Below are 25,531 nucleotides of genomic sequence, written 5' to 3' on the forward strand. Positions count from 1 at the left end.
ACCTGAAATTAATAAATATTGGCTGTCAGGACAATACCGTGAAGTGGGTAAAATGGCAGGGATGTGCAAACCAGGTACCATCCTTGTGTGATCCTTGTAGGTTAAAGCGCACTCAGCACATGCCTGGTACAAGGATGGCAGAAGGATGGAGGTAGGATCGGGCCAGGAACGTCTTTCCCGATGGACACGCCTTTGCGCCGGGTTTGCTTCGGGACTGCTTCGGGGTAAAAGCGCACTTTCCGGGGCGGGGAGCGAAGATGGTACGAAGGAAACCCCTGTCAAACCCGGCTAAAACGCTTAAAAAGACAGGCAATTTAATGCAACGAATTAAAAAAAGGGCTGCATCCATTCCCTCATCCGGAAATGGTGCAGCCGCTTCTATAGGAAAGGCGAATATCGCGATGGTTGCTTATTGATCCTTTCGTACCATAATCTTTCTCCCTTCAATTTCAAATCTCACCTTACTCGTCAGCTCCAGTGTCTTCAGTATCCGGCTGATCGGTACATGCTGCGGAATACCCATGATATTGAATCTATCGGCAGGCAGGTTTCCTTCGTAGGCCACTTCCACATTGTAGTGCCTGGCCAGTTCTCCCATAATCGTGGTGATAGCCGCATTGTTGAACATAAAAAGATCATTTTTCCAGGCAATCGCTTCTTCGGTATCAACGGTCTGGACCGGGATGGGGAGCGATGGTTGGGATTGATGAGATACAGCAGCCTGCTGTCCGGGTTGTAGCACCACGCTTTGACCATCTTTCAACACCTTTACCGAGCCTTCCAGCAGGGTGGTTTTGATGGCCGGTTCATCCGTATAGCTCCTTACATTAAAATGCGTACCCAGCACCTCCACCTGCATCCCCTTCACCTTTACAATAAAAGGTCTTTTTCCGGGTGCAGCCTGCTTTGCTACTTCAAAATACCCTTCCCCCGTCAGTTCCACCACACGCTTATTACCAACGAAGCGGGTAGGATACCTTAATGACGAGGCGGCATTCAACCACACCACACTACCATCCGCCAATACTATTTTATGCCGCCCACCCTTAGGCGTACTGATCGTATTATAAGCAACTCCCAATTGCCGATTGCCGACTGCCGACTGCCGGCTGTTGATTGCCGATTGCCGACTGCCGATTGCCGACTCTTGATATTCCACCGCTCCATCTTCCCGCTTCACCACTTCCATGATACCCTGCCCCGCCAACTGCCCGGTATGCACCTCATCCAGGTTGATCATGGTCCCATCAGCCAGCGTAAGGGTGGCGCAGTGGCTGGCCGGCGCATCCACATCATTTTTATAATGCACCTGGTCCAATTGCACCACCCCGTTAGAACGCTGGTCCCCCAAATAAAAATGCCATGAGCTGATGCCCACGGCGAGTAATAAGATAATAGCTACACTATAATAATATATCCAACGGGTCCTTTTTACCGGCTTTTCCAGCGGTTGCTTTTCCTGCAGTTCAGGCGCCAGGGCTACTATTTTGGCCCAGGTAGCTTTTTTATCGGCGCTATAAGCGCTCAGGTCCCTGCTCATCCGGTATTCATCCGTTAACTCCTCCAGCAGTGCGCGGGTTCCGGCGGAAGCGTTTACTTCGTCATTCAGCTCGGCTTGCTCCTGGGGAGTGGCCCTCCCTTCCAGGTGTTTAATAATAAGGATCGCTATAGGATGCAAAGGTTTCCGCATGCGGTAACGCTAGTGTAAGGTTAACGGTTATTACAGCATATACAAATGCTGTATACTATATAGAACGGCGAAATCGCCGTTTGTCCCGCCCTATGGACAATTTTTTTCTATATTATTTCCGGAAAAATTCAATGTTAACACAGGATTAAAAAAATATTAAATAAGGAGGGCCTCATCAAAGCTTATAGGACAATATGGGTCATTATAGGCCATTTTCAGACATCTCTGGTAGAATACCTGTCTTATTATTCTTACGTTTGTTGGGCAAATTCATCAGGAAAGAGGGAAAATGATATATACCCAGTGTATGGATAGTGTATGGATGGTGTATAGATGGTGTATGGATGATGTATACATAGTGTATGAAAATAGCACAAAGGGCAGTTTAACCAAAAACAGCCGGGCAACTGGCGTCCATAATAAAGAAAGCAGGGGAGCGGAGGGCTACAACAAGGCTGCCGGCATAAAACTGAGCAGCATGGATACTACGCGCAGGTGGTCGAACAAGGCCAGGCGGAGTAGTTTCTTGGCCAGTACCTTCTGGTTGCGTACGGTCTTATCCGTGATCTGCAGCAGCTCGGCAATCTCATTATTCTTGCGGCCTTCCAACACAGAAAGGGTGAAGATGGTTTTACACTGTTCGGGGAGTTTTTCGATCTCGGTATAAATATGGTCCAGCACATCGGCCTTGATCTCATCACGCAGCAGTACATCGTCGGTTTGGGGTAACAGTTGTTGTACCAGCTTTTGCTGACTGTTCTCCCGGGCATGGTACTTCAGGTAATCGTAACAGGCATTGCGGCAGGTAACGAACAGGAAGGCGCGTATCTTATCGTGGCCGGAGAAATTGGCATGCAGGCGCCAGAGTTTCACAAAGGTTTCAGCGGTGATGTCCTGGGCTTCTTCCCGGTTATCCAGCATGCGATTGGCGAAGTTGAACAAACGGGGGTAGTAAATATTATAGATAGCCGTAAAAGCACGGGTATCTCCCTGTGTAAATTGGGTCACTACATCTGGTCCCAAAAGGTTCATCCGGCCGGTACTTTTTTTGGCGTTACGAATTAAAATGCTACTTCAATCAGTAAGGATACTGGCTAATTGCCCGGTTGCTACAACCAGGTTATGGACAGCAATGATAGCAGTGATAAGGTATGATGGTATGAATGTGCATCTCCGGCGGACAGGGGGATCTGTCCTGGGGAGGTAGTGCTTGGAATCCGGTGTGAAAATAAGAAGTTCGGGCGGGATATTCCAAATATCCGGGATTACTATTTTGAGAATTGTGAAACCCTCCCTGCGGAAGAGCGCAAAAATAGGGATGGCATGTGTGCATTTCCGGTCCAACTGATTGAATACCATGATTCAATAGATGCCTGGTATTACCAGCCTAAAAGCACAGGTTATGCACATGACCGGGAGGACTAATCATACTTCCTTCCCTTGCTGAATAAAAACTCCCTGAGCGATAACGTGAGAGTGGCCTGTACATAATTTTCCTTGATCAGGTTATTGGCGATGGTGCCCCGGCGGCCGGCTTCTACAGACAGGCCATAGAATAAATTGCCGGTGAGGAAACCGCCATAACCAATACTGCCGCCAATTTCATTGATCTGCGTATTGCGGATGCTGAGGTAGGAATTATTGGTGAAAAAGCCCGCCTGCACATAATTCTTCTCATAGCGTTGCCCCCACCGTTCTACCTGGTTCGAGAATTGAACACCTGCCGAAAAGCGATGGCTGTTGATCAGTGAATAACCGGTTCCCTTCTGCTTCAGGTCGCTCCAGGGCTGGTAATTATAATCCACGGCAATCGTGAGCCGGTCCTTATGCGTTACCGACAATCCCGCATCATAGGCAACCGGTATATTGAACGTGGAGCTTTTTACCACCTCATCCTCTTTAATAACAGTAGTGCCTTCTGTGATCGTAACTGTTTTCTCAGAATTGAGGTTTGTCTTCGTGGTAAACTTACCGCCCAGGGAGAGCTTCCAGTTTTTTGCGAGCTTACCGGTATAAATGGAGCCCAGTTCAAAACGGACATTATTATAATAATCTTTCGTTTCGGTGACGATGGCAGAACTCAGCGATTCTCCGGCAAGCGTTTCCGTTAAATTAATAGAACCGAAAATAAAAGAGCTCCGCACGCCCACACTGAAATGCTTGCCGAGGGCAAAAGCATTATTCCAGTAAATATTGTATAAGCCACCATCGCCGGTATAATCTCCACTATACGTATCGTTCGATCCCTCCACATTCTTGGTGGCCGTATAGTGGTAACCCGCATAGCTCAGCGGCATAAAACCCAGACTGCTGGCCCATACATTATTGAGCTTGGTAGCTACCGAAAAGCTTTTGATACTCATATCGCGGCTCGTGCGGTTATTGTCACCGATCGGCGTACCGGCATAAGTAATGATCTTACCGGTCAGCGCCATATTCACATACACATTGCTGCGTTCCAGCCCGGCCAGCGAAGCCGGGTTCTTCAGGAACTGGTAATGCGGTGTGCTCATCAGCGAAACAGAACTATTGGCCATCCCGATGCTGCGGTCATAAAATCGTTGTTCCAGGTCGCCCACCCCATAAATAGAGTAGGGAGCATTATAGTCCTGTGCAGTTGCCCGGATAGAGAGCATCAATAGAAGAGTAATTAGATATCTGTTCATGAATGTCTTTTATTAGTGCTAGTGGTAAGTAGCTAGTGGCTAGTGGACCCACTCGCCACTTGCCACTAGCTTTCCTTGCCACTTACCACTCGCCTTTTATTTAATGTAATTCGTTTTCAATTCGTGTTCTTACTCTATCAGCATAACCGTCAACACCAACTCCGTCTTATACTTCGGATGTTCCCAACTCCCCATCACCCCGCGGTTCAGCTTTTTGGTGGATCCGGGATATTCTTCCAGCGCAAATACACCGTCTTCTGTAACGCCCGGCGTATTCATCAGGTAATTGATATAAGAAGAAACATCAAAGCTGTAGCTGGTATGCTCGCGGTTGATGTAATCAATATAAGGGGCGCTGTAGGCGGTGCTCCCGGAAGAATTAGGGATTGGGTTGCCGATAATATTCGTCGCGTCTGTTTGCGCCAGGAAAAGTGTATCGGGCAGCCGGTAACCTCCCTCATCATCAAACAATCGCTCCACAGGTTTTATAGTCAGTCTGGCGCTGAGTAGCTTCACCACGCTGCCCATGCCCAGCAAGGAACGCAGGGTGGGAAACTTGATCTTCATCATGGCGCCGGTGCCTGCCTGGGTAAAGGCGTAGGGAACAGCTTTGGAAGTGAAGAACTCTTGTTGTCCGGCAACTTGTGGTTGCAGGGGCGTATTCGCGCGGTTGGTCAATACCTGGTTATACTGGTATTCTGTACGCGTAAGGGTGAATACGATCTCATGCTCTTTATAATCGGGAATAGTAGTGTGGTAACGCAGTTTCATGACGATGCTGCTGTCGGCAGTATTAAAGCCCCAAATGGCGCCCTTGTCGTTATCGTTCACCTGGATACTAAAGCCCCGTATATAATTCAGGAAATTATCAGCGCTCGATACCTCTTGTGCTTTGGCTTTGATCTTATTATACAGCTCAAGTCCTTTGCTTTGGGGCAGCCTGATCTGCAGGGAGTCTGGCCGGCCGGGCCTGAAGGTTTGGGTAGCGCTGCCCAGTGGAGTGGGCAAGGTGGCGGTAGAGGAGGTGTTATACAACCTGTTCGCATACGTATAGTCGGGCTGGTAAGCCAGTTCATACAGTGTGAAAGTTTGGGGCTGAAGGGTATCGCCATAATATTGTTTATTCGGCTTGAGCGTAAAGGCGAGGGAATCAAATACTGCATCGTTGGGGAAACTAATATCGGTTACCCCCGCAGGCAATCCAAGCTGGAAAAAGCTGCTGGCCTTGGTGGGGCCCATTAAAGGGTCTTCCCAGCGGCCCACCAGTATAATATTATTACCCGAGGTAGGGAAGGAGTCCAGCACATAAGTAGACATTACAGGCGTTACCGTATCGATGGTAATGATCCTGGTATAGCTCTCACCGTTCATGTCGCCAAACTTGATTTCATCTTTATAGCAGGCTGTAAACAAAATAGTGATCAGGCACAGGCCGGGAAATACAGCAGAGGCGGGCTTTGGTATATTCATACACGAATCAGTAATGATGATCAGCGCAATATATCCGGGTAACACTGGGTGGGATTGTTATAATAGATAGTCGGGCAGAAATAATCGACGAATGACAAATTTGGTTCCGTGTTTCGTGTTTGGTGTTTCGGGTTCTTCAGGTGTAGCTGCGTAATGAATGCCAATATTTACTGTCTTTTGAATTTCAGCGGGTTAAAATATAGCAAGAAGTTTAAATCGCGGCAGCAACCCGAAACCCCAAACCCTGAACCCGAAACCTGCAATCGCCGATTATTATCAAACATTCGTCGATTCAACTTCCCCGACTATCTATTTTACCAAGACGTTTGGAAAGGCTGTAGATACTTTTATCGAAAATATACCTGATGAGACAACATGCTGTTTATGTTACTGCTTTGTTAATTGTATTAGTGCCCGTTTTTATCGTACCCGGCTGTAAAAAAAGCACCGATGATGATGAACTGGTCGGTAACTGGTCTATCAGCACCGATTTTGAAAATGATGCCCGTGCCGAAGCCGTCCTCTTTACCATTGGCAATAAAGCCTACCTGGGTACCGGCGTATCATCTACAGAACGGTATAACGACCTATGGGAATATGATTTAGACAAAGGTTACTGGACACGCATGAAAGAGTTTCCCGGTGCAGCCAGAAGCGCGGCCATCGCCTTTGCAGTAGGTGGTATAGGATATGTGGGTACCGGTACCGATGGATATGATGAGTTTGCCGACATGTATGCATTTGATCCGGTGGCCAATACCTGGAACAGTTCCCTGAAACCTTTCCCCGGTGGTGCGCGTAAAGATGCCATTGCCTTTACCATTGGTGATAAAGGATATGTATGCTCCGGGTATGATGGCAGCGACCTGCAGGACCTGTGGGAGTATACACCCAATGGAGACGGATGGGAGCAGAAGAAAAGTATCAGCCGCAGAAGATCAGCAGCTACCGTATTTGTGATGGACAGCAAAGCGTATGTAGTGAGTGGCAGCAACAATGGCACAGCCCTCAATGACCTGCTGGTATATGATCCTTCCACGAACGACTGGACCGAAAAAAGAAAACTGACCAATGTATCGGATGAAAGCTATGACGACGAATACACTTCCATTGCCCGTTACAATGCCGTCAGCTTTGTGATGAACAACAAGGCTTACCTGGCCACCGGTCAATATGGTTCTTACATGTCTACCGTATGGGAATACAATGTGGCTACCGATCAGTGGACAGAAAGAACGGCTTTTGAAGGCAAGTTAAGGGAAGGCGCCGTAGCGATGGTGTTGAATAACAGGGGCTTTGTACTCACCGGCCGCAATGGTTCTGAATACTATTACAACATGTTTGAGTTCAATCCCACTGCCGAACAAAATGATGATGACAACCAATAAGTCGTACCGCATGGTAATAGCCGCTGTTGTCATAGCGGCGGCTATTACGGTGGTGAAGCTGAGCTGGTATCGTCCTCAGCCCAGACAGGCGCTTAGCTATAAATGCTTCAACACCGGGCGGGGCTGGGGTTATGACATCTTCGCAGGCGATCAGCTACTCATACACCAATCCATCAATCCCGAAGTGGCGGGCAGGAAAGGATTTGTGAGTAAGCAGGATGCAGAAGCCGATGCCCGGATTGTTATAGATAAGATAAAATTGGGCAAAACACCTGTTTTTAATGCCGGGCCTTTGCAGCATACCGGTACCTTGCCTGCTCATTAATATGATGACAAAAGAAAAAGCCCGTGATAGCGTAGCCTATATACTGGGATTTAAACCCGTGAAGACTGCCCGTCATCGTGCGTTGGTCATAGTGTCGCATCTTTTTTTGTGGGGTACTTTCCTGGCCATGCCCCTGCTCATCTACCGCATCAGGATATTGGACACGATGTTCATCTATCGTGAGCTGGTCACTAAATCTTTCCTCGTTATCTTATTCTATGTAAATTATTTTTACCTGCTGCCCCGGATCTTCCAGCGCAGAAGGATGGTCAACTATTTTTTATCCATTGTCGCTGCGCTCCTGGTATTGTGCCTATTGAATATTACCACGGAGTACTTTTTCCGCCAGCACCTGCGCATGAATGGACATCGTTTTCTGATGGCCGGCGGCAGGGGATTAGGCTTTGCAGCGTTTAAGGATTCGCTCATAACACCGGCTGCTGGTGTATTCCCTGCAAGAGAATTACCATCGCCCACCTTGATCCAGTCGGGCGTTACGGCCACCGCAGCAGGTCCGTCTGAAACCTTTTTCATCGTAGGCAATAACCGCGATTCTATGCACCGGTACATGCGTTACCTCCGCTGGCAGGCGGGGAACGGTGGCAAAATGGTGGAGATCGTTGGCCGGGCGCCGCATCCCGATTCCGTGATGGGTGTGGTAGATGCAGCACCAGCCCTGCCATTCTTTGCACGGGGTCCCTTTGGGGAGAAAGGCATGTTCTGGATAGGGCTGCCCATGGTGCTCATGAATACGCTTTCATCGGGCGTGCTCATCCTGCTCCTCAGCGGCTTTATTAAAATGGCCAATTCACTCATCATCAGTGAAAAACAGAAAAAAGCGCTGGAGAATGAACGGTTGAATGCGGAGCTCAACTTCCTGAAGCTGCAGATCAATCCGCACTTCCTGTTCAATACGCTCAACAGTATCTATTCACAGGCGCACCTGCGGTCAGAACAAACGGAATATTCTATTCTCAAGTTTTCGCAGATCATGCGGTATGTATTATATGACAGTACCACGGAAAAAATTCCGTTGACAAAGGACCTGGAATACATCCGCAATTACATCGACCTGCAGAAACTGCGCATCTCCAAAAACATAACCATACAGTATGAGGTATCAGGTGTTACCACCGATTTGTTGATCGCACCCTTATTGCTCATCACCTTTATTGAGAACGCGTTCAAGCATGGCATCAGTTATTCAAGTCCTTCTGCCATCAACATCAATATAGGGGTAACCGGTAACGACCTCACACTAACGGTAGGCAATACCATCATCCGCAAAGCGCCGGTAGACGGCGAAAGCGAAGCGCCGGGTGGGGGAGTAGGACTGGTAAATGCCCGGCGGCGCCTGGATGTATTGTATCCCGGCCGGTACCTGCTCGACATCAGTGACAATAACAGCATCTATGTTGTAAACCTCAAAATTACGCTCGATCATGACTCAGCTTAACTGCATCATCATTGACGATGAACCCTGGGCATTGGATCTCATGGAAGATTTTATCCGGAAAATTCCTTACCTCAAACTGGTGGCCCGTTGCGAAGGGCCGGTAGCTGCCCTGCCTCATTTTGAGAAAGAAGAAATTGACCTGGTGTTCCTCGATATTAAAATGCCCGATCTCTCGGGCATACAGTTCCTGAAGATCCTCCCCCGGAAGCCGGCAGTCATCTTCGTGACGGCCTACCATGAATTTGCGGTGGAAGGGTATGAGTTGGAGGCGATCGATTACCTGCTGAAGCCGGTCCCGTTCGACCGCTTTGTGACGGCCGTCAATAAAGCCTGGGAATACATTACTTACCGCAAGAACAATAAATCGCCCCAGCGGAAAGATGATTTCCTCTTCATCAAAACCGCCCACAAGATCCAGAAGCTGTTTTACAATGACATTGTTTACCTCGAAGGGTTGAAAGACTATACCCGGATCCACCTTACGGACAGTAAAAAGCCGGTGGTGACCCTCCAAAGCCTCAAATACTTTGAAAGCCGGCTGCCCCAGGAGGATTTTATCCGCATCCACCGGTCCTACATCGTGTCATTACGTAAAGTAGACACGGTATCCCGCAAAACCGTATTCCTGGGCGATACCGAATTGCCCTGCAGTGAGCACTATAAAAACCTGCTGTATAATATTATAGGAGAGAAGCTGTAAGATATTCCACTTCCAAAAATGTGTTCTTTCACGTAAAAATGGTTGGCTGGTTAGTAAAAACCACTATTTTCGTGATCGTCCTAAAATATCCGGATTGTTCGTAAAAAGGACAATATTATTTCCAGTATTCCGTTGATACTGAATCATTGATCAATCATTCACCCCCTAAAAAAGGTTGGATCTATGAAAAAACCAATTAAGGCAAGATTAGTAAAACTGGTAAGTGCCACCTTCTTAGGTTTCGCAATTCTGTTGCAATGCTCCTTTGTGCCCGCAAATTTAACCGTATATCCCGGTACCGTTATTCCACGTGCTACTACGGCCGGGCATACTAATACAACTACCGGGTATACTACAAATAATCCCTTCAAGTCTGCTGCTTTTGCTAACAGCATGGAGATATACGATAGCCTTCACCTCGAAGAGATCGGTCTATCCAGGTCTGTATTCCGCATGGCGGTTAAAGGCATGGAAAAGCTCTATAAAGCCGGCAAACTCAAAGAGAACGTCATTTCCATCGTTGATTTTAGCCAGCCCAGCACCAACAAGCGCCTCTATGTGATCAACCTGGACAATTATGAGTTGCTGTACAATACCTGGGTGGCCCATGGCATGAGATCGGGCAAAACCATGGCGCAGGTCTTCTCCAACAAGCCTTCTTCCAATAAGAGCAGTCTGGGGTTTTATATAACCGGCGAAGCTTACCAGGGCAGCAATGGCTACTCCCTCAAACTGCAGGGGGTAGAGAAAGGCATCAATGACTATGCCTACCGCCGTGCCATCGTTTTACATGGCGCTGATTATGTAAGTGAAGGATGGATTGCCAGCCAGGGTTATCTCGGCCGCAGCAAGGGCTGTCCCGCCGTTCCCCTCGAAATATGCCAGCCCATGATCGACCAGATCAAAGACGGCACTTGTTTGTTTATCTATCATCCTACTTCTACTTATCGTAATCGTTCTCCTTTACTGCGTTAAGCTGTTTCGGGTCCCGGGTTTGGTGTTTCGGGTTGCTCCGCGCTTTAACCTTAGAAACTTTTTGCCACAGCGTGGGCTTCTAATTAGTTTTGCTTTTACACCCAAAGAACCCGGAACGCGAAACTCCAAACGCGAAACCTGCTGACCCTGTTCATAAGTCGTGCAATTCATTTTTCCCAATTCGGGCGTTCATTGTTTATCTTTGGCCTTTAACTCATTGTAACTCACAATACCTATGCTAAAGGTTGGCGTATTCGGCGTTGGACATCTCGGAAAATTCCATCTCAATAACTGGAAAGAAATCAAGGACGTAGAACTCGTAGGCTTTTATGACCCCAATGACGTGGCTGCCCAGGAAGTCACCGAAAAATACCAGTTGGCCCGTTTCCTGGATCCCGAGCGCCTCATAGAAGCGGTAGACCTGGTGGATATTGTGGCCCCCACTACGTATCATTTCGACCTCTGCAAGCAGGCCATCCGTAAAGGAAGGCATGTTTTTGTGGAAAAGCCCCTGGCCAATACCATGGACGAAGCGCGCGAACTGGTAAAGTTGGTGCGGGAGTCGAACGTTAAACTGCAGGTAGGCCATGTGGAGCGGTTCAACCCCGCTTACCTGGGCATACAGCATATGCAACTGCACCCCATGTTCATTGAAGTTCACCGGCTGGCGCAGTTCAACCCCCGGGGTACCGAAGTGAGCGTGATACTGGACCTCATGATCCATGACATTGACATCATCCTCAGTATCGTAAAGAGCGAAGTAAAAATGATCTCGGCCAGCGGGGTGGCGGTTATGACAGATACCCCCGATATTGCCAATGTGCGGATAGAATTCAACAATGGCTGCGTAGCCAACCTCACTTCCAGCCGGATATCCATGAAGAAAATGCGTAAAATGAGGTTATTTCAGAAAGATGCTTATATTGGAGTCGACTTTCTCAATAAGAAATCAGAGGTCATTAAACTGAAGACCCCACAGGATGTAGATGCGTTCTCTTTCGACCTGGATACGCCGCACGGTAAAAGGACCATTGCCGTCATCAACCCCCAGGTACCTGAGGTCAACGCCATCAAAAAGGAGCTGGAAGCATTCCGTGATTCCATTCTCCACAACACACCCACCAGGGTTTCAGAAGTAGACGGTTACAGGGCCATGGACGTAGCACACCAGATTTTGCACAAAATAAAAAACAATAGCATTACCTCGTAGCCCTTTGCATGTCAATAAACAAACGTATTCATAACGTCTGGTATCCTATCAGCGATTACATGGCTGCTATACTGGCCTGGGTCGTTTTGTACTTTGCGCGCCGTTACTTCCTGAATGAGACCATCATTACAGCCGATAACACCCTTTATTTATCGAAACCTTTCTGGTGGGGCCTGTTACTCATGCCGGTAGCCTGGCTTATTTTCTTCACGCTCATCGGTGCTTACCATTCGCTGTATAAGAAGTCAAGGCTCAATGAATTTGCCAATACCCTCATCACCTGCATCATCGGTTGCACCTTTATCTTCTTCTGCATCGTCATCAATGATCCGCAGCACAAGTACACCTACTTTTACAAAGCGCTCTTTACCTATATAGCGGCACAATTGTTCTTTACCTGGCTGGGGCGCAACATCATCCTGAACAAAGTGCACCGGCAGTTGGTCAATGGCCGTGTACAGTTCAATGCCCTCCTCGTAGGCGGCAATTCCGTAGCCAGTAAAATTTACAATGATACCAGGGCCGGACTGAAAACAGCCGGTTATCACTATACCGGGTTTGTAACCGCCACCGCCGAAACCAATGGCATCAGCACTTACTTACCACAATTTGGCTGCATCACAGATCTTGAAAAGGTGATCCGCGAACAGCACGTGCAGTTGGTGGTCATTGCCCTCGAAAGATCAGAAAAGCAGCAGGTGGAAAAAATAGTATCCCTGCTCAGTGAACAGGATGTGGACATTAAAATAGCGCCGGATATCCTCGACATTCTTTCCGGGTCGGTGAAGACCAGCAACGTATTCGGCGCTGTGCTCTCCGACCTCAAAACAGGGCTCATGCCCGAATGGCAGCAGAACATCAAGCGCGTGATCGATGTGGCCATTGCCTTGCTGGGGCTGGTATTCCTGGCGCCGCTCTACGGGTATGCGGCCATCAGGGTAAAAGCTTCTTCACCGGGCCCCATCATCTATATGCAGGAGCGGGTAGGTTACCGCGGACGGAAATTCTTCATCTATAAATTCCGGTCTATGTACCACCCCGCAGAGGCGAATGGTCCGCAACTATCTTCCGCCCATGATGAGCGGATCACGAAGTGGGGTAAGGTCATGCGCACCTGGCGGCTGGATGAGTTGCCCCAGTTGTGGAATGTGCTCAAAGGGGAAATGAGCCTGGTAGGCCCGCGGCCGGAAAGGGCTTATTACATCAACCAGCTACAGCAGCAAACGCCCTACTTCAACTACCTGCTGAAAGTGAAGCCCGGCCTTACCTCCTGGGGAATGGTCAAATTCGGCTATGCCGAAAATGTAGACCAGATGATCGAACGCATGAAATACGACCTTATTTACATCGAAAATATCTCGCTCACACTCGACCTTAAGATCATGCTGCATACACTGAGGATTATTTTCTTGGGTAAGGGAAGATGAGAAGAGTTTCGGGTTTGGAGTTTGGGGTTTCGGGTTGCTGCCGCCCTTGTAGCTGGCAAATAAATTACAAGCGGCTGGAACGCTGAAAACCGTTACAATAAGAGCAGGTAAAAGATTTCTTACGTTGCTGCAAATGAAGAACCCGAAACGCCAAACACGGAACGCGAAACAATGAGCCGCTTCACAAAAAAACATGCATGAAAAAGACCTGCTCCCTTTTATTGTTGATCTTGCTTTGTAAAATAAGCCTTTCCCAGGCCTACTGGCAGCAGGAAGTACATTACACCATTGATGTAGCACTCAACGAAAAACAGCATAGCCTTAAAGGCAACCTCTCGGTACAATACATCAATCATTCGCCCGATACCCTCACCTATATCTGGTTTCACCTGTGGCCCAATGCCTACCGGAATGACCAGACAGCCCTTGCCCGGCAACTGTCGGCCGATAAAGAGAGCCGGAAAAAAGTAAAGAGTAAGAACAGGGGCTATATCGACAGCCTGGCCTTCACGGTAGATGGCAAAGCGGTAGCTACAGCGCCTGACAGCGATAACAACATGGATGTGGTGAAACTGATCCTGCCGGCGCCGCTGATGCCGGGGCAGCCCGTAACGGTGGCCACTCCTTTCTATGTAAAACTGCCGCCCTACTTCTCCCGTTCCGGTTATGATGGCGATCAATACATGATCTGCCAATGGTATCCCAAGCCGGCTGTATATGATAAAAAAGGCTGGCATGCTTTCCCTTACCTCGACCAGGGAGAGTTTTACAGTGAGTTCGGCAGCTTTAAAGTCAACATTACCGTACCGGCTGCCTACGTGGTAGGCGCTACCGGTATTTTGCAAACGAAAGACGAACTGGAACAATACAAAGCCATTGGTGCACAGAACTACCAGGCTAAAGCGGAAGTGGCCAAATACAAAGCGGCCAATCCCGATGCGTGGAAGACCTTACAGTACTACGGGGAAAACATCCATGACTTTGCCTGGTTTGCCGATAAAGATGCCATCATACAATATGATACGCTCCGCCTGGCTTCCGGCAATACCATCGATGTATTTTCTTATTACCAGCCCAATGGCAACAGGGAATGGAGCAACAGCGTCTCCTTCATAGAGGATGCGGTACGTCATTATTCCGGTTGGATAGGGGAGTACCCCTGGCCGGTAGTGCAGGCGGTGGAGGGACCTAAAAACCTTTCTTCGGGTGGGATGGAATACCCCATGATCACCTTAATTACCAGTCCTGGTGCAGATGCCGAAAACCTCGATGCGGTGATCACCCATGAAGTTGGGCACAACTGGTTCTATGGCATGCTCGGCAGCAATGAACGGGATTATCCGTGGATGGATGAAGGCATCAACAGCTTTTACCAGTTCCGGTATGAGGCGGAGAAATACAAAACCAACAGTATTTTTGGGAAATCCATGCCGAAGGAGCTCAAAACCTTATCGGCCGGTGAATTGCTCAGCAGGATCTACAATGCGCTCAACAGCCTGCCTGCCAAAGAACCGGTAAATACCGGCTCCACGGGCTTTGCCAATAAAAACGATTATGGGATCGTTGTATATGTCAAAGCGGCTACCTGGCTTTACCTGGTGGAAATGTCGCTGGGGAAAGAGGTGTTTGACAAAGCCATGCGGGAATACTTTGCCACCTGGAAATTTAAACATCCCTATCCCGAAGACCTGAAAGCCGCACTGGAGAAGTCCAGCCAGTCCGGCCTCGACCAGGCCTTTGAGCTGTTGAACAAGGAAGGGAATTTTTAACTTCCCTAATAACTGTCATGAAAAAAAGCGTACACATACTTCTCTTACTGCTCTTCCTCCAAAACACTGCCCATTCACAATATTGGCAGCAGGAACTGCATTACACCATAGAGGTAAGCCTTGACGACCGGCAGCACAGCCTCGATGGCTTCCTGAAACTCCGGTACACCAATCATTCGCCCGATACCCTTACCTTCATCTGGTTCCACCTCTGGCCCAATGCGTATAAAAATGACCGTACGGCCTTCAATGACCAGTTATTGCTGCAGGGCCGTACCGACTTTTACTTTGCCGGCCGTGAAGACCGTGGCTACATCAACCGGCTCGATTTCCGCATCAATAACGGTACCCTGAAGATGGAAGACCATCCCCAATACATTGACATTGTAAAAGTATACCTCCCGGCGCCGCTGCTGCCAGGGGCGCAGACAGAGATCACCACGCCTTTCCATGTAAAATTGCCGAAGACCTTCTCCCGGGGCGGGCATATTGGTCAATCCTACCAGGTTACCCAATGGTATCCCAAGCCGGCGGTATATGATAACAAGGGCTGGCATCCCATGCCTTACCTCGACCAGGGAGAGTTTTACAGCGAATTTGGCGCCTATGATGTGCGCATCACCGTGCCAACGGATTATGTAGTAGCCGCTACCGGTGAACTGCAAAGTGAAGAAGAAAAACAGTGGATGAGGGGAAGGAAGAATACAGAATACAGAATTCAGCATCCAGCATCCAGCATCCAGAAGCCGAAATTCCTGAAGCCGGCACCTAAGAAACCCGCCGTAAAAAAAACAGTGAGTAAAGCGCCGGTAAAAAACAAAAAGAACGCCGCTACACCCAAAGAACCCGAAACACCAAACCCGAAACCCGAAACGCTTCCAAAAGAATCAGAAGCATCCAATCCTGTCGTACCAACAAAGACACTGCAATACAAACAAGGCAACATCCACGACTTCGCCTGGTTTGCCGACAAACGTTTTATAGCAGACTATGATACCATACAACTGGCGAGCGGCAGGGTCATCGATGCCTGGACCTTCTATGCGCCCGAAAGCAATGTATGGAAGAATAGCATGCAGATGACCAAAGACGCCATCCGCTTCCGTTCACGGCTTATTGGAGAATATCCCTATAATGTGGTAAGTGTGGTGAGGACCAGGGCAGGATCATACGGCGGCATGGAATATCCTACCATCACCAATATAGGGCCTGTTAAAGATGCCGCCGCCCTGGACCGGGTCATTGAACATGAAGTAGGGCACAACTGGTTCTATGGCATCCTGGCCAGCAATGAACGCGATCATCCCTGGATGGATGAAGGCATGAACAGTTATTATGACAACCGGTATGTGGAAGGGAAATACCCCGCCCAAAACGATAAGAACTGGCTGACGGCCAAAATACCCGATGACCAGGGCGCCTTGCTCATTGCCCATCTGGTGAAAGAGAAAAAAGACCAGCCCATCAGCACCGGATCGGCTGCTTTTACCAGTGAGAACTATGGAGCGATTGCTTACATAAAAACAGCTATGTGGATGAAGCAACTGGAACAGTACATGGGCCAGCCGCAATTCGATAGCGCCATGCAGGCTTACTACCGGCAGTGGCAATTCAAACATCCTGCACCGGGCGATTTTCAGCAGGTGATGCAGCAGCATACCACGAAAGACCTCCGCGCCTGGTTCCGCCTGCTGGACACCACCGGCGCTTTGCCGGGTACCTATACAGGACCTAAAAAGATAAAACCGGCCTTCCTCTTTTCTATGAAGGACTATGACCGGGTAAACTACATCAACTGGTTACCGGCCCTTGGTTATAATAAGTATGATAAATTCATGGCAGGGCTGGTGCTGCACAACCTGGGCATACCTTCCCATAACCTCCAGTTTATTGCTATTCCTTTATATGCTACCAACAGCAAACAGTTCAATGGCATTGGCGCCATCAACTATACCTGGCGGCCCGCTCAGCGATTTAAAAAAATAGAGCTGGGCCTTAGCGGCGCCCGCTTTTCCACCAGGGAAGGTATAGACAGCAACGGGACCAAAGTATTTGAGGGTTTCTCCAAGATCGTTCCCTCCCTGCGGGTTACCTTCAAAAACCGCTCTCCGCTTTCTACCGTAGAGAAATGGATAGAATGGAAAACCTATTTCATCCGGGAAAAGCAGTTTGACTATCCCATGGACCAGGACGATTCCCTTTACTATCCCACGCCCAGCATAACCCAGAACCGTTACCTCAACCAGCTTACTTTTAGTATTGCCGATTACAGGAAGCTCTATCCCTATGATGCGCAGGTGCAGCTACAGCAGGGAGATGGTTTTTACCGGGCCAATGCCACCGGGCATTACTTTTTCAACTATGCCAAAGGGGGAGGCATGCAGGTGCGGCTATTTGCTGCCAAATTCGGTTACCTCGGCGCCAAAACGGGGGAAAAAGTGAGCCGCTCCTTTGTTTACCAGCCCAAACTCACAGCGGTGAGGGGAGAAGAAGATTACACCTATAGCAACTACTTCTTTGGCCGCTCAGAATTTGAAGGCTTCGCCAGTCAGCAGATCATGATGCGGGATGGCGGATTGAAATTGCGCACCGATCTCTTTGCAGGGTTACAGGGCCGGTCCGACAATTGGGTGGCTTCCATGAACTTTAATACCACCCTGCCCAATAACCTGTTGCCGGTAGAATTGCCGGTGCGTATATTCCTGGATGTGGGCACCTATGCCGACGCCTGGAAAAAGAATGCGGAGACCAGCCGTTTCCTCTATGTGGCGGGGTTGCAACTGTCGCTGTTCAAGGACCTGCTCAATGTATATGCGCCCATCCTGTACAGCAGCGAATTCAGGGACAACCTCAAAACCGCTCCTGAAGAGAACACCTTTGGCAAACGGCTTTCCTTCAGCATCGACATTCAGCGTTTCAACTTGCGGAAACTCATCTCGAAATGACATCCATCCAGCACCTCACACGCAACCAGGTAGACACCACGAAGTGGGACCAGTGTGTGCAGGCCGCTCCCAATGGATTATCTTCCCCACAGAGTCTTATCTTCCCCGCAGAGTCTCCCGAAGGGGACTCTGCGGAGAAAGTAAGGGGACGCTGCGGACTAAAACTTAAATCTTGAAATCAATCCAGCACCTCACACGCAACCAGGTAGACACCACGAAGTGGGACCAGTGTGTGCAGGCCGCTCCCAATGGATTGATCTATGCGTATGCCTTCTACCTCGATCACATGGCTGCCCACTGGGATGCCCTGGTATTAGGCGATTATGAAGCCGTAATGCCCCTGCCCTGGAAAAAGAAATGGGGCATTAAATATCTCTATTGGGTACCCTTTACGCAGCAAATGGGTGTTTTTTCGGTTAAAGAACCGGCTGCGCTGTTGGTGCCTCATTTCCTGCAGGCCATGCAAGGGCATTTTAAGTATGGGGAGGTATTTCTTAACTACGATAATACCGGGGTGGCATCGGCAGCGGTACATACCAACTTTATCCTGCCATTGCAGGCAGACTATGCAGTAATACGCAAGGGGTATAAAACTGATTTTATTAAGAAGAACCTGGATAAGATCAACACCTCGTCCCTGTATTATGAGCCCGTCCCGGAGCCGGCCACGGCGCTACAGGCGTACAGACAGGCTTACCAGGATAAAATAGGGGTGATCAAACCAGCGGAATACCAGCAGTTTGAACAACTGGCCCTCGTAGCCCAACAGCAGGGATGGCTCTTGCTCAGGGGCGTGAAAGGAAAGGATGGCCATTGGCTGGCTACCGCCCTGCTGCTGAGAAAAAATAACCGGCTGCACCTCTTGCTGTCAACCACCTTGCCCGAAGGGCGTAAGGTTTTTGCCAATCACTTTTTGATAGATCAGCTCATCAGGGAATTTGCCGGTAGCGGGATCATATTTGATTTCGAAGGTTCAGATATTCCGGGTATCGCCCACTTCTATAAAGGCTTTGGCAGCGTCAACCAGCCCTACTTTGTGTACCGGTTCAATGCATTGCCCTGGTGGATTGCCTTTCTGCTATCGAAGCAAACGAATAATTAATAATTAGTAATCAATAATCAACCCTCATTGCCTCTTAAATACCCATTTCCCTTTCTTCCAGTATCTTTTCTGCGATCAGTACATCAATGGGGTGGGTGATCTTGATATTGGTGGCTTCTCCTTCGATCAGGTGGATCTTCACGCCCAGCCGTTCCACCACGCTGGCCTCATCGGTAAAAGATTCTTCATATTCCTGCTCAAAAGCGGCTTTTACAATATCGCTGTAAAACGTTTGCGGTGTTTGGATGATCCGCACCTTGCTCCGGTCAATGAACTCATTGCCGTCGAACGTTTCAATGCGGATAGAGTCTACCGCGGTAATGGAGGGGATGGCATTGCCCCGTTCCTGCGCCATCTGGCAGCAGCGCCTGATAAGCTGGGGGGTGAGCAGGCAGCGTACGCCATCGTGTACAAATACGATCGAATGCTGGTGGATATGTGATAAGCCATTCCGGACGGAATGGAAGCGGGTTTCGCCGCCTACCGTCATCCAGATGCGGTCGGGAGCGTAGGTGGAGCGGAGGATATCCTGTCCGGTCTGTAAATGGGCTTCCGGCAGCACCAGGATGATCTCCAGGTCGGGAAAGGCGTCCAGGAAGGCGGTAAGGGTGTACCACAAAACCGGTTTTCCCTGCAGGGGTAAGAATTGTTTGGGCACCATCGTGCCCATGCGCATACCGGAGCCTCCGGCAACTATAACAGCGTATTTTTTCATGTAAGGGTTAGCGTCAACTATATAATGTACTGATAAAGAGTCTTAAAAAGGTTGAATTGCTGCAAGAGCATAAAAGTTTTGTGTTTCGCGTTCAGCGTTTCGTGTTGCTCCGCGCTACAGCCGGTTTGATAAAAGGCAACAGGTTGAACCTAAAGAACCCGAAACCCGAAATCCGAAACCCGGAATCACTCCCCTCCCAGCAGCTCCCTTTCAATCTCTTCCATTTGCACGATGTCCCAGGCTTCGCTCTCAGTAGGAGTGACATTCATCAATTCCAGGATGCCGGCTTTCTCCAGCGAATCTTCCACAGCAGGCTGTAACTCACAGATCACGAAGGAAGCGCCCTGCTCGTAAAAGGTTTGTTGTACTTTTAACAGGTATTCTCCCGCAGCATCATCCACCTCATGAATGTCTTTAACAATGAGGACTACATTTTTAACGTCATTTTGGAGGAAAGGAAGTAAACATTCATCCAATTCTGCTGTCATATTAGCAGATAGAACGGGTTCTGTGATCGTTATGGCATGGAATTTTTGCTTGGTATCAATTTTGACCTGCATACACACTTAATGTTTGTTAACAGCCGTTAATAAAGAGGCGGGAACATAAGTCAAAAATATTTGTTATTATTGTATAACACAACAAATTATAAAAATGGATAACAATTTTTCAGCCCAGGTAAAGGAGATCATATCGTTTAGCAGGGAGGAAGCTTTGCGGCTGGGGAATGATTTTATTGGTACTGAACATTTGTTGCTGGGGCTGATCCGTGAGGGAGAAAATACAGCAGTTCGTATATTGAAAAGCTTTAACGTGGATCTGTACGAATTACGCAAAGAGGTGGAACTCGCAGTAAAAGACAAGACCGGTAAAAACATCGCCAACATAAACAGCTTACCGTTGACTAAGCAGGCAGAGAAAGTGATCCGTGTCACGGTATTGGAAGCCAAGGCCCTCAAAAGCCCTACCGTTGAAACGGAGCACCTCATGCTCTCCATACTCAAGAACAAAGAAAACATAGCTACTCAAATTTTAAATCAATTCGACGTGGATTACGATTTATTCAGAAACGAGTTGGGTGTAGTTAAAAGCAATGATGTTCGCAGCGAATATGCCGATGAGAACGAAGATGACTTTGATGAGGAAAAGAAATATTCGCAACAGAAATCACGTGCCGCCGGTAATGCTAAAAGCAAAACACCCGTACTGGACAATTTTGGCCGTGATATAACCCGGCTGGCAGAAAGTGGTGCGCTGGACCCCATTGTAGGAAGGGAAGAAGAGATAGAGCGGGTGTCGCAGATACTTTCCCGTCGTAAAAAGAACAATCCCATCCTGATCGGTGAGCCCGGCGTGGGTAAGACCGCTATCGTGGAAGGACTGGCGCTGCGCATCGTACAGCGTAAAGTGTCCAGGGTATTGTTCGACAAACGTGTTATATCACTCGATCTTGCCGCACTCGTGGCAGGTACCAAATACCGTGGTCAGTTTGAAGAACGCATGAAAGCCATCATGAATGAACTGGAAAAGAACCGTGATGTCATCCTGTTCATTGATGAGATCCATACCATCGTAGGCGCCGGTGGCGCCAGTGGTTCACTGGATGCTTCCAACATCTTCAAGCCGGCCCTGGCAAGAGGCGAGCTCCAATGCATTGGCGCTTCTACACTCGATGAGTACCGCATGTACATCGAGAAAGATGGCGCGCTCGACCGCCGCTTCCAGAAAGTGATGGTAGAACCACCCAGCGTGGATGAGACCATCCAGATCCTTAACAACATCAAGTCTAAATACGAAGACTACCACAACGTTACTTACAACAACGAAGCCATTGATGCCTGCGTGAAGCTCAGCGACCGCTACATCACCGACCGTCTGCTGCCCGACAAGGCCATAGACGTGATGGATGAAGTAGGGGCCCGGGTACACCTCAAGAACATCAACGTGCCGAAAGAGATCCTTGACCTGGAAAAGAAGATCGAGGATGTGAAAGTGGAAAAGAACAAAGTGGTGAAGAGCCAGAAATTTGAAGAGGCCGCCTCACTCAGGGATACCGAAAAACGCCTGCAGGAAGAGCTGGAAAAAGCCAAGGCAAGCTGGGAAGAAGAAAGCAAGCACAAACGTTACCCCATTGATGAAGAAGCCATCGCCGAAGTGGTGAGCATGATGACCGGTATACCGGTGAAGAGAATGGTACAGGCCGAAACAGAGAAGCTGCGCAACATGACCATTGACATGCGCAACATGGTCGTAGGCCAGGACGATGCCATCCTCAAAGTAGTGAAAGCCATCCAGCGTAACAGGGTAGGGTTGAAAGATCCTAAAAAGCCCATCGGCACCTTCATCTTCCTCGGACCTACCGGGGTGGGTAAAACCGAGCTGGCAAGGGCGCTGGCCCGTTACATGTTCGACTCAGAAGATGCGCTCATCCGCATTGACATGAGCGAATACATGGAGAAATTCACCGTAAGCCGTTTAATTGGTGCGCCTCCCGGATACGTAGGATATGAAGAAGGTGGTCAGCTCACGGAGCGTGTACGCCGCAAACCATACTCGGTGATCCTGCTCGATGAGATCGAGAAAGCACACCCCGATATCTACAACATCCTGTTACAGGTACTGGACGACGGACAGTTGACCGATGGCCTGGGCCGGAGAGTAGACTTCAAGAATACGCTCATCATCATGACCTCCAACATTGGCGTACGCCAGTTGAAAGACTTTGGTGACGGCGTAGGGTTTGCCACCGCCTCCCGTACGCAGAATGCCGAAGAGAACAACAAAGCGGTCATCGAAAAGGCCCTCAAGAGGACCTTCTCTCCTGAGTTCCTGAACCGTATTGATGATGTAGTGATCTTCAACTCACTCCACAAGGAGCATATCTTCCTCATCATTGATATCCTCATGAAGGGCGTTATGAAGAGACTCTTAAGCCTCGGATTCAGCCTGGAGCTCACCGAAGAAGCCAAAAACTTCATCGCTGAAAAAGGATACGATCAGCAGTTTGGTGCACGTCCGCTGCACAGGGCCATCCAGAAATACCTGGAAGATCCTTTGGCAGAAGAGATCCTCAACCTGCACATCAAACAGGGCGATATCATGATCGCTGACCTCGATAAGGAAAAAACAAAGATCCTGTTCTCTTTAAAGGAACAACCCAAAGAGAAATCTGAAGCATAAACATTCGGATTCTACTATAAAAAAAACCCCTCCGCATCCCGGAGGGGTTTTTTCTTGTCAGGAGCGCTCTGCGAGACTTGCAGTCTCGCAGTTCTATTCCCGGGCTTTCAGCCCGATCAAAGCAAAAGCCCTTCGAAGCAAACGAATAATTAATAATCAGTAATCAACCCCCGTTTTCTTGATTAAGATCATACACTTTTATAATATAACTTGTCGTTAATACTACAAGTCCCTCTGTTTTTATCCTGTAAACAGGCCGTGGCATTTTCGCAATGCCGATCCCCCGCTTACAGATCAATGGTAAAATCCAATGCTTGTGACAAACAAGGTGACTTACGCGTAGTAGGTCCGGTAATCGTCCCCGCTACATTTTTAATGCCGCTCTGCCTGTGTAGAGCGGCATTATCTTTAACCCTGCATCTTGCTAACAGCTAATGGCTAATAGCTAATACCTAATTCCTGCTTTTCCTTAGCTTTGCGTAGTTACATCATGGAAAAAAAGATCATCATTACCATCGACGGCTGGTCGTCCTGCGGCAAAAGTACCCTCGCCAAGCAACTGGCGCGCGAACTGGGTTATGTATACATTGACAGTGGCGCCATGTACCGCGCCATTACCCTCTATTTTCTCCGCAATCATATTGACTGGACCAAACACAAGGCCGTTGAAGACGCCCTGAAAAAAATATCCCTCGAATTCCTTTCCAATCACAAGAACGGACAAAGCGAAATATACCTCAACGGGGAAAACGTGGAATACGTTATCCGCGACCTGGTTGTTGCAGAAAAAGTGAGCGAGGTGGCGGCCATCAAAGAAGTACGCCAGTTTGCCGTAAAGCAGCAACAATCCATGGGACGTAAAAAAGGCATCGTCATGGATGGACGTGATATCGGCACTGTGGTATTTCCCGATGCTGAACTAAAGATCTTCATGACGGCCGATAATGCCATCCGCGTGGAGCGGCGTTTCCGCGAGTTGTACGACAAGAATCCCAACATCACCATAGAGGAAGTAAAGTCTAACCTGGAAATGCGCGACTACATTGACTCGCACCGCGAAATAAGTCCGCTGCGCCAGGCAGATGATGCGCTCCTGCTCGACAACTCCAAACTCACCATGCGCGAGCAACTGGACATTGGGCTGGGCTGGGTAAAAGAACGGCTCAGTTCTTAACGATAAAGGCAAACCGGTCTTTCAGCGTCAGGAACCGCTTTTCAAACAAATGATAGGAAAGCATACTGAGGCCTATCGTGATCAGCAGGGCTGCTACGCCCTGGGCAATATTCACCAGTACGGAGAACTCATTGGCGCCTGCCTGCCTGAACAGGACCAGGGCAGCATAAATACCAATAAAGTGCAGGCAGTACAGGCCGTACGTATAAATGCCCATACTGGTCATTCTTTTAAATTGGGAGAACTTATAAAAAGAACGTTGGGAGAAATTTTGCTCTACAATGATCAGCCCGAAGAACAGGGCAATGATCAATCTTTCGGGTATGGTCATAACGCCCGCATAAAACAGCTTGCGGCGCAGGATAAATAAACCGGCCGCCACTACATAGATCCCGATGATCTGCCAGCGGGGTAGGTGGGTGACCCACCGCAGGAAAGGGCTGTCATAGGAAGTATAATAAGCCATCAATCCACCCAGCGCCATATCACCAATAACGGCAAACGTATTAAAATACAGAACGGCTGGTTCATTATAATGCACCGCCCGGAATACCAGCGAGCCGGCCAGGATGGCCAGGCAGGCATACTTAAAATAGCGCAGGGGCAGCAGGCTCAGCAGCAGGGGCCAGGTGAGGTAAAACTGTTCCTCGATCGCAATGGACCAAAGAATACCCAATATCAGCGAATTGGGATGCCCGGTTTGTATAACGTCAAAATTATTCAGGAAAGTGAGGTAATAAACGGGGCGGGCATGTTCGGCTGCGTTCATCCCTATCAGATGGGCCACGGAGGGAAACACCACAAACCCGATAAACACGCATAAATAAAATAGGGGCCAGATGCGCAGGATGCGACGCATATAAAAATGGCCTACATGGATCTTCCCCGTATATTCTTTTTCCCGGATCAGCAGGAAAGTGATCAGGAATCCGCTCAGCACAAAAAAGAAATTCACGCCCAGGTTCCCGTTCTGGAACAGGAGGCTAAATACCTTGAAAAAAGCAGGCACTTCCAGGTTATTGGCCTGGTAATGTTCTACTGTTGTTTTATTAATATGGAAGAGGAAGACCAGGAAAAAGCATACAAACCGCAACCCATCCAGGTTGGGAAAAAATACCTTGGCCTTTTTGGCATGGGGCATAGGTATGACGGTAGGTTGGGGCACATCCGCTACGGCATGGGCCTGCGGACGAGGGGTTAACGACATGCCTCAAAAATAACACTAATGCGTAAGTCCTCCAAGCAGTCGCCAGCCTCTGGCTGGTGACGGGTATTTCAAAGCGGCTGGCTTTGTTTCCCCTTCCCGGGCCAACTATATAATAATTTTTCCTATTTTGAC

General features: G+C 48.8%; 20 protein-coding genes. 13 read left to right on the forward strand and 7 right to left on the reverse strand.

Annotated features, from left to right (window positions below):
• Nucleotides 1–409: 409 nt before the first annotated feature.
• From HB364_RS32635 to HB364_RS32650, 4 genes are all read right to left on the reverse strand, one after another.
• Complete coding sequence (locus tag HB364_RS32635) at nt 410–1,690, reverse strand: FecR family protein (protein ID WP_167292657.1); 1,281 nt, start codon at nt 1,688–1,690, stop codon at nt 410–412.
• 444 nt (nt 1,691–2,134) lie between these two features.
• Nucleotides 2,135–2,722: an RNA polymerase sigma factor gene (locus HB364_RS32640; RefSeq protein WP_167292658.1), complete on the reverse strand. Its 588-nt coding sequence runs from the start codon at nt 2,720–2,722 to the stop codon at nt 2,135–2,137.
• Between the two features lie 389 nt (nt 2,723–3,111).
• The gene (locus HB364_RS32645) at nt 3,112–4,356 is read right to left on the reverse strand and encodes a PorV/PorQ family protein (protein WP_167292659.1); all 1,245 of its coding nucleotides are present in this window, start codon (nt 4,354–4,356) and stop codon (nt 3,112–3,114) included.
• Between the two features lie 129 nt (nt 4,357–4,485).
• Nucleotides 4,486–5,826, reverse strand: coding sequence for a DUF4270 family protein (locus HB364_RS32650; protein ID WP_167292660.1), 1,341 nt, complete (start codon nt 5,824–5,826; stop codon nt 4,486–4,488).
• A gap of 365 nt (nt 5,827–6,191) precedes the next feature.
• Here HB364_RS32650 and HB364_RS32655 point away from each other — a divergent pair, with 365 nt between their 5' ends.
• From HB364_RS32655 to HB364_RS32705, 11 genes are all read left to right on the forward strand, one after another.
• Nucleotides 6,192–7,214: a Kelch repeat-containing protein gene (locus HB364_RS32655; protein ID WP_167292661.1), complete on the forward strand. Its 1,023-nt coding sequence runs from the start codon at nt 6,192–6,194 to the stop codon at nt 7,212–7,214.
• Nucleotides 7,195–7,539 (forward strand): DUF4907 domain-containing protein, encoded by a 345-nt coding sequence (locus HB364_RS32660; protein ID WP_167292662.1) that lies wholly within the window; start codon nt 7,195–7,197, stop codon nt 7,537–7,539. Before HB364_RS32655 ends, HB364_RS32660 begins: the two co-directional genes overlap by 20 nt.
• Before the next feature lie 4 nt (nt 7,540–7,543).
• Nucleotides 7,544–8,995, forward strand: a complete 1,452-nt coding sequence (locus tag HB364_RS32665) for a sensor histidine kinase (RefSeq protein WP_167292663.1) — start codon at nt 7,544–7,546, stop codon at nt 8,993–8,995.
• Entirely contained in the window at nt 8,982–9,695 is a 714-nt protein-coding gene (locus HB364_RS32670; RefSeq protein WP_167292664.1) for a LytR/AlgR family response regulator transcription factor, read from the forward strand. The genes HB364_RS32665 and HB364_RS32670 overlap by 14 nt, the downstream gene beginning before the upstream one ends.
• Before the next feature lie 183 nt (nt 9,696–9,878).
• Nucleotides 9,879–10,670: a murein L,D-transpeptidase catalytic domain family protein gene (locus HB364_RS32675; RefSeq protein ID WP_167292665.1), complete on the forward strand. Its 792-nt coding sequence runs from the start codon at nt 9,879–9,881 to the stop codon at nt 10,668–10,670.
• 235 nt (nt 10,671–10,905) lie between these two features.
• Nucleotides 10,906–11,880, forward strand: coding sequence for a Gfo/Idh/MocA family oxidoreductase (locus tag HB364_RS32680; RefSeq protein WP_167292666.1), 975 nt, complete (start codon nt 10,906–10,908; stop codon nt 11,878–11,880).
• A gap of 59 nt (nt 11,881–11,939) precedes the next feature.
• Entirely contained in the window at nt 11,940–13,307 is a 1,368-nt protein-coding gene (locus tag HB364_RS32685) for a sugar transferase (protein WP_167292667.1), read from the forward strand.
• A 197-nt stretch (nt 13,308–13,504) separates the two neighbouring features.
• Nucleotides 13,505–15,076: a M1 family metallopeptidase gene (locus HB364_RS32690; protein ID WP_167292668.1), complete on the forward strand. Its 1,572-nt coding sequence runs from the start codon at nt 13,505–13,507 to the stop codon at nt 15,074–15,076.
• Nucleotides 15,077–15,093: 17 nt separating this feature from the next.
• Nucleotides 15,094–18,021, forward strand: coding sequence for a M1 family metallopeptidase (locus tag HB364_RS32695; RefSeq protein ID WP_167292669.1), 2,928 nt, complete (start codon nt 15,094–15,096; stop codon nt 18,019–18,021).
• Entirely contained in the window at nt 18,018–18,197 is a 180-nt protein-coding gene (locus HB364_RS32700) for a hypothetical protein (RefSeq protein WP_167292670.1), read from the forward strand. The genes HB364_RS32695 and HB364_RS32700 overlap by 4 nt, the downstream gene beginning before the upstream one ends.
• Nucleotides 18,194–19,123: a GNAT family N-acetyltransferase gene (locus tag HB364_RS32705; protein WP_167292671.1), complete on the forward strand. Its 930-nt coding sequence runs from the start codon at nt 18,194–18,196 to the stop codon at nt 19,121–19,123. The genes HB364_RS32700 and HB364_RS32705 overlap by 4 nt, the downstream gene beginning before the upstream one ends.
• A gap of 34 nt (nt 19,124–19,157) precedes the next feature.
• Here the strand turns inward: HB364_RS32705 and HB364_RS32710 are convergent, their stop codons facing one another.
• Nucleotides 19,158–19,838, reverse strand: a complete 681-nt coding sequence (locus HB364_RS32710; protein ID WP_167292672.1) for a 2-C-methyl-D-erythritol 4-phosphate cytidylyltransferase — start codon at nt 19,836–19,838, stop codon at nt 19,158–19,160.
• A gap of 185 nt (nt 19,839–20,023) precedes the next feature.
• Entirely contained in the window at nt 20,024–20,398 is a 375-nt protein-coding gene (locus HB364_RS32715; RefSeq protein ID WP_167292673.1) for an STAS domain-containing protein, read from the reverse strand.
• A 94-nt stretch (nt 20,399–20,492) separates the two neighbouring features.
• Here HB364_RS32715 and HB364_RS32720 point away from each other — a divergent pair, with 94 nt between their 5' ends.
• Both HB364_RS32720 and cmk read left to right on the forward strand, forming a co-directional pair.
• Nucleotides 20,493–23,018, forward strand: coding sequence for an ATP-dependent Clp protease ATP-binding subunit (locus tag HB364_RS32720; protein WP_167292674.1), 2,526 nt, complete (start codon nt 20,493–20,495; stop codon nt 23,016–23,018).
• Nucleotides 23,019–23,508: 490 nt separating this feature from the next.
• On the forward strand, nt 23,509–24,192 hold the full coding sequence (gene cmk, locus HB364_RS32725) for a (d)CMP kinase (RefSeq protein ID WP_167292675.1): 684 nt from the start codon (nt 23,509–23,511) through the stop codon (nt 24,190–24,192).
• On the opposite strand, the gene HB364_RS32730 is transcribed toward cmk, so the two are convergent.
• Nucleotides 24,182–25,399, reverse strand: a complete 1,218-nt coding sequence (locus HB364_RS32730; RefSeq protein WP_167292676.1) for an acyltransferase family protein — start codon at nt 25,397–25,399, stop codon at nt 24,182–24,184. The genes cmk and HB364_RS32730 overlap by 11 nt on opposite strands.
• Nucleotides 25,400–25,531: the final 132 nt, after the last annotated feature.

The organism is Paraflavitalea devenefica (assembly GCF_011759375.1).
Taxonomy (GTDB): domain Bacteria; phylum Bacteroidota; class Bacteroidia; order Chitinophagales; family Chitinophagaceae; genus Paraflavitalea; species Paraflavitalea devenefica.

Coding starts and splice junctions, on each gene's coding strand:
- HB364_RS32730 (WP_167292676.1), bottom strand. CDS start 25,399: ATGTCGTTAACCCCTCGTCCGCAGGCCCATGCCGTAGCGGATGTGCCC.
- HB364_RS32660 (WP_167292662.1), top strand. CDS start 7,195: ATGATGATGACAACCAATAAGTCGTACCGCATGGTAATAGCCGCTGTT.
- HB364_RS32680 (WP_167292666.1), top strand. CDS start 10,906: ATGCTAAAGGTTGGCGTATTCGGCGTTGGACATCTCGGAAAATTCCAT.
- HB364_RS32655 (WP_167292661.1), top strand. CDS start 6,192: ATGAGACAACATGCTGTTTATGTTACTGCTTTGTTAATTGTATTAGTG.
- HB364_RS32700 (WP_167292670.1), top strand. CDS start 18,018: ATGACATCCATCCAGCACCTCACACGCAACCAGGTAGACACCACGAAG.
- HB364_RS32665 (WP_167292663.1), top strand. CDS start 7,544: ATGACAAAAGAAAAAGCCCGTGATAGCGTAGCCTATATACTGGGATTT.
- HB364_RS32710 (WP_167292672.1), bottom strand. CDS start 19,838: ATGAAAAAATACGCTGTTATAGTTGCCGGAGGCTCCGGTATGCGCATG.
- HB364_RS32645 (WP_167292659.1), bottom strand. CDS start 4,356: ATGAACAGATATCTAATTACTCTTCTATTGATGCTCTCTATCCGGGCA.
- HB364_RS32640 (WP_167292658.1), bottom strand. CDS start 2,722: ATGAACCTTTTGGGACCAGATGTAGTGACCCAATTTACACAGGGAGAT.
- HB364_RS32715 (WP_167292673.1), bottom strand. CDS start 20,398: ATGCAGGTCAAAATTGATACCAAGCAAAAATTCCATGCCATAACGATC.
- HB364_RS32685 (WP_167292667.1), top strand. CDS start 11,940: ATGGCTGCTATACTGGCCTGGGTCGTTTTGTACTTTGCGCGCCGTTAC.
- HB364_RS32675 (WP_167292665.1), top strand. CDS start 9,879: ATGAAAAAACCAATTAAGGCAAGATTAGTAAAACTGGTAAGTGCCACC.
- HB364_RS32670 (WP_167292664.1), top strand. CDS start 8,982: ATGACTCAGCTTAACTGCATCATCATTGACGATGAACCCTGGGCATTG.
- HB364_RS32690 (WP_167292668.1), top strand. CDS start 13,505: ATGAAAAAGACCTGCTCCCTTTTATTGTTGATCTTGCTTTGTAAAATA.
- HB364_RS32720 (WP_167292674.1), top strand. CDS start 20,493: ATGGATAACAATTTTTCAGCCCAGGTAAAGGAGATCATATCGTTTAGC.
- HB364_RS32695 (WP_167292669.1), top strand. CDS start 15,094: ATGAAAAAAAGCGTACACATACTTCTCTTACTGCTCTTCCTCCAAAAC.
- HB364_RS32635 (WP_167292657.1), bottom strand. CDS start 1,690: ATGCGGAAACCTTTGCATCCTATAGCGATCCTTATTATTAAACACCTG.
- HB364_RS32650 (WP_167292660.1), bottom strand. CDS start 5,826: ATGAATATACCAAAGCCCGCCTCTGCTGTATTTCCCGGCCTGTGCCTG.
- cmk (WP_167292675.1), top strand. CDS start 23,509: ATGGAAAAAAAGATCATCATTACCATCGACGGCTGGTCGTCCTGCGGC.